The 6,753-nt window shown below is 74.6% G+C and carries 6 protein-coding genes; 2 read left to right on the forward strand and 4 right to left on the reverse strand.

From position 1 onward, the window contains the following. Positions 1–390, forward strand: a 390-nt coding sequence (locus ACTUAL_RS06720; protein ID WP_440899639.1) for a pyridoxamine 5'-phosphate oxidase family protein, incomplete at its 5' end; no start/stop codon positions are given. An 891-nt stretch (positions 391–1,281) separates the two neighbouring features. On the opposite strand, the gene ACTUAL_RS06725 is transcribed toward ACTUAL_RS06720, so the two are convergent. The 4 genes from ACTUAL_RS06725 to ACTUAL_RS06740 form a co-directional block, all read right to left on the reverse strand. Further along, positions 1,282–1,482 (reverse strand): hypothetical protein, encoded by a 201-nt coding sequence (locus ACTUAL_RS06725; RefSeq protein WP_440899640.1) that lies wholly within the window; start codon positions 1,480–1,482, stop codon positions 1,282–1,284. Between the two features lie 77 nt (positions 1,483–1,559). Then, a complete protein-coding gene (locus tag ACTUAL_RS06730; RefSeq protein ID WP_440899641.1) occupies positions 1,560–1,889 on the reverse strand; it encodes a hypothetical protein in 330 nt (109 codons plus the stop codon). 93 nt (positions 1,890–1,982) lie between these two features. Then, complete coding sequence (locus ACTUAL_RS06735; protein ID WP_440899642.1) at positions 1,983–4,202, reverse strand: heavy metal translocating P-type ATPase; 2,220 nt, start codon at positions 4,200–4,202, stop codon at positions 1,983–1,985. Positions 4,203–4,263: 61 nt separating this feature from the next. Beyond that, a complete protein-coding gene (locus ACTUAL_RS06740; protein WP_440899643.1) occupies positions 4,264–6,162 on the reverse strand; it encodes a cytochrome c oxidase assembly protein in 1,899 nt (632 codons plus the stop codon). Positions 6,163–6,276: 114 nt separating this feature from the next. Here ACTUAL_RS06740 and ACTUAL_RS06745 point away from each other — a divergent pair. Beyond that, on the forward strand, positions 6,277–6,753 hold a 477-nt coding region (locus ACTUAL_RS06745; protein WP_440899644.1), incomplete at its 3' end, for a DsbA family protein.

Below are 6,753 nucleotides of genomic sequence, written 5' to 3' on the forward strand. Positions count from 1 at the left end.
GAGCTCCTCACCCGCCCCCTCCACGGCTTCCTCACCCCCGCCGCGGGCCCGCCCCCGCCCCAGGCGCGCCCGAGCTGGTTCGACCTCACCGACGACGGCCTGGTCCAGTTCATCAGCGCCCCGGACGCCCTGAAGGTCCGCCGCCTGCGCCGCGACCCCCGCGCCTCGCTGATCGTCGCCGCCCCCGTCGAGGAGCGCGAGCGCTGGGTCGAGGTCACCGGCCACGTCACGATCGAGCCGAACGCGGGCCGCGACCTCTACGCCCGCATGGCCACCCGCTACTGGGACCTGTCCGACCCGACCCGCGAATCCGATCTCGCCGAGATCCACACCCAGGACTGGGACCGCCTCGTCCTGCACCCGGAGTCCGTTCGCCGCGTCGCGTTCTGAGGCAAAAGCGCCGTTTCCGCCACTCGGAACTCGCCAGTGCGGTCAAAGGGGTCCTCTGTCGGAGCGCCAAGACCCCTCAACAGCGATGGTGAGCTCCGCCTGTCGTCAATCCGGAAAACTTTTCAGCGATCTTCCACCCCGAACCCCCGCGCGCTCCGGCACGACCACCGGCGAGGTGACAGCCGGTGGTCGTGCGCCGCGAACTCGCAGGCCACGCTCGGCTCCGTCCGTGCCGCGTTGATCGGCGAACCCGAAGGGGAGCTCTCCCCGTCCCTCAAGGAGATCCTCCCCACCCGCACCACTCCGCTGGACGCTCCACCCGTCCCCGGTGCCCCTTACCTGTCCTGCGTGGACAGCGACGGCGTCGAGGACGACCCGCGTTCCCCGGCCGACTACCAAGCCCTCCCGCCAGCGGAACGCGCCGCCCTGCACGACGCCCGCAGGGCGGAGCTGGTCGCCAGGTCGGCGAAGCCCCTGCCGCGGTGGACCACTGCCACAAGGCGGGCCTGCACCAGGCTGCGGTGGACTTCGGCGTCAGGGGGAGGGTCGCCGCGGACCGCGAGTCGGATCCAGGGCTGTGGTGGCACTTCACCGAGGGCGCCAGCACCGCGATGGCCTCGGTGGGCCGGGCCGAGGAGGCCGAGGAGATCCACCACGAGGTCAGGGCCGCATCGGCGGACCCGGATCAGCCGCGCGGAACTCCGTTGCGTCCAGGCAACCGCACTGGCCGACGCAGGCGCCCCCGACCAGGCCCGCACCCTGATCGAGTCCCGCACCACCACCGGCCAGAAGTCCGTCCGGAGCCCGCACCGGACAGCACCCCGATCCGGCTGCGCGTGGACCGCGTCCCGCTGGACGGCTCGACCACAAGACCTGCTGCGACACCTCCACTTACAACGTCGACACCCAGCGCCGCGACAACGGCGCCTGCACCTTCACCGACGTCGACGCGGTGCTGACCTGCTCCAAGGCGCCTGGATCACCCGTGAGGGCCGTCGCGGACCACATCCACCTGGCGCAGACGTCCCCGCAGAGCACCAGGCCCGGCGGCACCGGCAAGATCATCCCCGGCGCCGAGGCGTCCGGGCGCACGCTGTCCAGGATCGTGCCGGAGCTGGGCGTCCGCCGCGACGACCGGTACGAGGCGAACCGGCTGCTGGCGATGCGGCCTACAACCCGTGGAACGGGGGCGGCACGCGATCTCGTTCTCGTCGACGCCCCTGGACCGGAGCCGGAACCGCGCGGCGGGCCGGGCGCTGGGCGTCTGGTGCGCCGTGGCCCACATCCTCGAACGCGACAGCTTCCACGTCGATGTCGTCGGGTGACCAGACTCCGAGGAATCCGGTGACCGTCCCGTCGTACTTCCCGCCGAAGCCCGCCTGCACCGCGCTCGCGACCTCCTGCTTGCCGTCGTCGTTCAGGCCAGCCACCTGAACCGGCTGCACGCCCGCCCGGCCGTCGGCCGTCGTGAGCGCGCTGACCGCGACCCCGCCGACCACCGCGCTGATCCTGCCTGGCCGGGTCGATCGCACCGGGAAGGCGGCACGGCCCGCGGCCGAGCTGGCCCGCTGTGACCTGGTCCACAGCGGAGCTCAACGGGTCCCCGGTCGGAAGTTCCGCAACCGCAGGCTGTTCGTCACCACCAGCACCGACGACAGCGACATCGCCGCCGCCGCGATCAGCGGGTTCAGCAACCCCAGCGCGGCCAGCGGGATCGCCGCCGCGTTGTACCCGAACGCCCACACCAGGTTCCCCCGGATGGTCGACAGCGTGCGCGCCGCCAGCTCGATCGCGTCCGGCACGGCGTGCAGGTCCTCCCGCACCAGCACCACGTCCGACGCCTGCGCCGCCACGTCGCTGCCGCGCGCCACCGCCATGCCCAGGTCCGCCGACGCCCGCGCCGGACCGTCGTTCACGCCGTCGCCGACCACCGCCACCCGCCTCCCGGCCGCCCGCAGCTCCTCCACCACGGCCGCCTTGTCGGCCGGCCGCACCTCGGCGCGCACCTCCCGCACCCCGATCTCCTCGGCCACCGCCCGCGCCGCGGCGGCGCCGTCCCCGGTGAGCAGCACGGTCCGCAAACCCATGCGGTGCAACCGCTCCACCGCCGACGCCGCCGACGGCCGCACCGAGTCGCGCACCGCGATCCCGCCGACCAACCCACCGCCCCTGGCCACCAGCACCCCGGTCGCCGCCCCCAGCGAGGCGAGCCACGCCCCCGCCCGCTCCGGCACGCTCACACCCAGCTCGGCCATCAGCGCCGCCGACCCGACGACCACCTCCGCGCCCTCCACCTCGCCGCGCGCGCCCGCCCCCACCAGCGCCTCGAACCCCCGCACCGCGGGAAAACCCCCACCCGCCGCGATCGCCACCGCGATCGGGTGCTCCGACGCCGACTCCACCGCCCCGGCCCACCGCAGCGCCTCACCCGGCGACGCCCCGCCGAACCCGACCGACGCCACCACCGACATCCGCCCCGTCGTCACCGTCCCGGTCTTGTCCAGCACCACGGTGTCCACCGCCCGCGTCGCCTCCAGCGCCCGAGGCCCCTTCACCAGCACCCCCAGCCCGGCCGCCCGCGCCACCCCGACCATCAGCGCGGTCGGCGTCGCCAGCCCCAGCGCGCACGGGCACGCGATGATCAGCACCGCCACCGCCGACGTGAACGCCTCGCGCGCGGTGTGCCCGGTCGCCAACCAGCCCAGCAGGGTCGCCAGCGAGATCACCAGCACCACCGGCACGAACACCGCGCACACCCGGTCCACCAGCCGCTGCACCCCGGCCTTGCGCTGCGCCGCCTGCTCGGCCAGCGCGCTCATCTGCGCCAGCTGCGTGTTCGCCCCGACCTCGGTGGCCCGCACCACGACCCGCCCGGTCCGGTTCACCGTCCCGCCGACCACCCGCGACCCCTCGGCCACCTCCACCGGCGCCGACTCGCCGGTCATCGCCGAAGCGTCCACAGCGGACGCACCCTCGACCACGACCCCGTCCGCGGGCAGCGCCTCACCGGGGCGCACGACGAACAGCTCGCCCACCTCCAGCAGCGCCGCGGGCACCGCGTGCTCCACCCCGTCCCGCAGCACCCGCGCGTCCTTCGCCGCCAGGTCCGCCAACGCCGTCAGCAACCCCACCGCGTTGCGCCGCGACCGCGTCTCGAAGTACCGCCCCGCCAGGAGGAAGGTGGTCACCCCGGCCGCCACGTCCAGGTACACCGCGTCCGCGCCGCCGTCGGTCACCCCGAACCCGAGCCAGTAGCCCGGCCCCGACGACCCGGCCAGCATCGACCACACCGCCCACCCGAACGACGCCAGCACCCCGATCGACACCAGCGTGTCCATGCTCGACGACCCGTGCCGCAACGTCCGCGCCGCCGCCCGGTGGAACGGCCACGCCGAGTAGAACACCACCGGCACCGCCAGCAGCGCGCACAGCGCCTCCCACCCGGTGAACCGCAGCGACGGCGCCAGCGCCAGGCTGATCGACAGGTTCCCCAGCGGGATCGCCAGCACCGCCGCCACCACGAGCCTGCGCCGCAGGTCGTTCACCGCCGCCGTGTGCCCGGCCCGGTCGTCCTCGGCCCGCCGCCGCACCCGCGCGTCGTACCCGGCCTTGCGCACGACCTCCACCGCGTCCCGCGCGTCCATCCCCTCGGGCAGGTGCACCACCGCCCGCTCGGTCGCGTAGTTCACCGACGCCCGCACGCCGTCCAGCTTGTTCAGCTTGCGCTCCACGCGCGTCGCGCACGCCGCGCACGTCATCCCGGACACCGCCAGCTCCACCGGCCCGCCCGCCACCGCCACCGCTGCGCTCATCACTGCTTCCTCGAAGTCCCCGCGGAAAAGCGCGCCGGACCGACCCCGGCGCGGTCGTGCCTCAACGCCGCTCGGACAGCTCCGCCAGCATCGCGTTGTACGCGGCCAGCCGCTCGTCCTCGTCGTTGTCGTCGCGCCGGTCCATCCGCACCGCCTCCTTGCGGTCGGCCGCCGCCCACTGCGCCATCAGCGCGATCACCACCACCAGCATCGGGATCTCCCCGGTGGCCCAGGCGATCCCGCCGCCGAGCCGCTGGTCCGCCATCAGGTCCGGCAACCAGGACAGCGCCACCTCCCGGTAGTGCGCCTCGGCGATCACCGACTGACCGTTCATCAGGATCACGCCGAAGAACGCGTGGAACGGCATCACCGCGAACAGCATCCCCAGCCGCGCCAGGTGCGGCAGCGGCCTCGGCGGCCGGTCGACGCCGATCACCAGCCAGTAGAAGACGTACCCGGTCATCAGGAAGTGGACGTTCATCAGCACGTGCGCCCAGTGCCGCCCCACGGCCTCGCCGAACAGCGGCGAGAAGTACAGCGCGTAGAACGAGGCGACGAACACGACCGCCGCGAACGCGGGGTGCGAGACGATCCGCGTCCACCGGCAGTGCAGCAGCGCCACCACCCACGCGCGCGGCCCCGGCGGCAGCGCGCGCAGCGCCAGCGTCACCGGACCGCCCAGCACCAGCAGCACCGGGGCCAGCATGTTCAACGACATGTGCGCCACCATGTGCGCGCTGAACATCGCGGGCGCGTACCGGCCGACCCCGGACGAGGTCGCCAGCAGCAGCACCAGGCACCCGCCCAGCCACGCCGCGACCCGGTGCGCGGGCCACGCGTCCCCGCGCCGCCGCAGCACCCGCACCCCGCGCAGGTAGAGCAGCGCCGCCAGCACCGCGCCCAACCCGATCACCAGGTCGAACCGCCAGCCCACCACGATCTCGGAGAACCCCGGCCCCGCAGGGAGCTCGTACCCCAGCACGGTCTCCTGCGCCGACGGCCGCGTCGACGTCCACCGCGGCGGCACCAGGTGCGCCAGCCCCGCCGAGGCGCCCATGGCCACGCCCAGCGCCACCACCTCGACGGCCAGCGGCCACCGCGCGCCCCACCGCGTGCCTGCCACCCGGCCGCGCGAGCCCAGCACCAGCGCGCACACCAACAGCTTCAAGCCCAGCAGCGCCCCGAACCCGGACAGCAGCCCGGACGGCGTCGCCAGCGCCAGCCCCGCGACCGACCCGCTCAGCGCCACCACGACCAGGCACACCGCCGTCACCCGCCGGCACCGGCCCAGCACCCGCTCGCGGTCCGGCCCGCCGCGCCACAGGAACGAGCGCAGCGCCACCAGCGACCCCACCCACACGGCCGCCGCCGGGACGTGCCACAGCACCGCGTTCGTCGCCACGTCGTGCCACGCGCCCCCCGACACGTGCCCCATCACCACCGGCGGCAGCAGCGCCAGCACCGACAGCGCCAGCCAGGTCACCGTCGTCGGCCAGGTCAGCGTCACCCGCGTGCCCCACACCACGACCGCCACCACCACCGCCGTCACCAGCCACGCCTTCGGCTCGTCGGTCGCGTCGACCAGCCCCGCGAGGTTGGCCCACACCACCGACTGCGGCTGCCCCGAGGCGTCACCGGCCGCCAGCGGCACCGCGGCCAGCGCCGCCACCAGCCACACCGGGGACGCCAGCGCCGCCAGCCGCAGCGCCGCGTACGCGTCGGCGGTCAGCTTCCCGTCCCGCCTGCCCGGCGCCACGAACGCCGCGAACGCCAGCGCGCCCGCCGTCACCGACCCCGCGCCGTCCGCGACCAGCCGCACCACCCCGAGCAGCCACCCGGCCACCCGGCCCGGATCGCGGTCGCCCAGCACCCCGTGCACGTCCCCGGCGGCCAGCACCACGGCCGTGACGCACAGCACCGCCAGACCGCCTGCCAGCGCGGCGGCCCTGTCAACCCTCATGTCCCACCGGTCGTCCAGACGGCTCGGAAAGTTCCGGGCACTTCCCGGAACTTCCCCACGCTCCCACCGACCAACTGGGCGAACAGCCCGTCCGAACGACCGGAGGCGAACCCGATGTCACGAACGCCACAGCCGCGCAGGTCCAACCCCGTCACCACCGGGCGCGGACCCTCGCTCAACGCCGTCCTCACCGGGGTCGTCGCGCTCGTCGCGGTCCTGGTGATCGGCGGCGTTTTGGTGGTCAACCGCTCCTCCGGCGGGAGCGCCGACCAGTCCAGGCTGCTGCCCGCCGACGCGCACACGCTGTCCGCGGTGGAGGGTAACCGGGTGACCCTGGTGGAGTTCCTCGACTACCAGTGCCCCGCCTGCGCGTCCTACTACTCCGGCATCACCAAGCAGCTGGAGGAGGACTACCGGGGCCGGATCACCTTCGCCACCCGCAACTTCCCGCTCGACGTCCACCCGCTGGCCCCGCTCGCCGCCCGCGCCGCCGAGGCCGCGGGCGAGCAGGGCGGGCAGACCGGGATGTACCACGCGCTCTACGGCGGGTTCCCGGACTGGGCCGTCACCGGCCAGGCCACCGCCACCGAC

The organism is Actinosynnema sp. (genome assembly GCF_052038725.1).

Excerpts from the sequence above, each read along its gene's own strand:
- ACTUAL_RS06735 (WP_440899642.1), bottom strand. The coding sequence starts at position 4,202 with ATGAGCGCAGCGGTGGCGGTGGCGGGCGGGCCGGTGGAGCTGGCGGTG.
- ACTUAL_RS06740 (WP_440899643.1), bottom strand. The coding sequence starts at position 6,162 with ATGAGGGTTGACAGGGCCGCCGCGCTGGCAGGCGGTCTGGCGGTGCTG.